We start from the raw sequence: 689 nt of genomic DNA on the forward strand, positions 1-689 counted from the left end.
GGCTGGAGGGTTTCGGCTTCTTCGCCTTCACCCCCATCGGCCTGGCCATCCTTGGGCTGGGTATCGGCTACATGCTGCTGGCGCGGCGCTGGCTGGTGCGCAAGGGCGCCGGTGACGCTGCCGAGCCGCCGCGCCTGAACCTGGCCGAGCGCTATCGCCTGAACGAGCGCGAGCGACGCCTGCAGGTGCGCGCCGACTCGCCCCTGGCCAATCAGGTGCTCAACGAGTTGCAGCTGCGTCGTGATCACGGCATCAACGTCATCGCCGTCGAGCGCCGCCAGCGCCTGCGCACCCTGCTGCTGATGGCCAGCGGCAACACCCAGCTGGAGCCGGGCGACGTGCTGCTGGTGGACATCGCCAGCCCCGCCATCGGCCTGCTCGGCAGCTACCAGGCGCTGGGGCTGGAGCCCATGCCGCTGGCGCACTCGTACTTCAGCCTGCACGCCCATGAGCTGGGCCTGGCCGAGGTGGCGCTGCCACCGGAGTCGCAACTGCCCGGCAAGACCATTCAGGAACTGGGCTTTCGCTCGCGGCACAAGCTCAACGTGGTCGGCCTGCGCCGCCAGGGGCAGGCGCTGGAAGGCGTGCTGGTGGACGAAAAGCTCAAGGCCTCCGACACCCTACTGGTGGCCGGCGCCTGGCGCGACATCCATCGCCTGCAGGGGCTGAGCCGCGATTTTCTGGTGCTC

Annotated in this window: 1 protein-coding gene; it reads left to right on the top strand. The window is 69.5% G+C overall.

All coding sequences use genetic code 11. The features are described from left to right. Nucleotides 1-689: TrkA C-terminal domain-containing protein (locus tag ACFC3J_RS22810; protein ID WP_375198187.1), on the top strand; the 689-nt coding region annotated here is incomplete at both ends.

Origin of the sequence: Sphingobium sp. (assembly GCF_041987595.1) — a bacterium.
Taxonomy (GTDB): Bacteria; Pseudomonadota; Alphaproteobacteria; order Sphingomonadales; family Sphingomonadaceae; genus Sphingobium.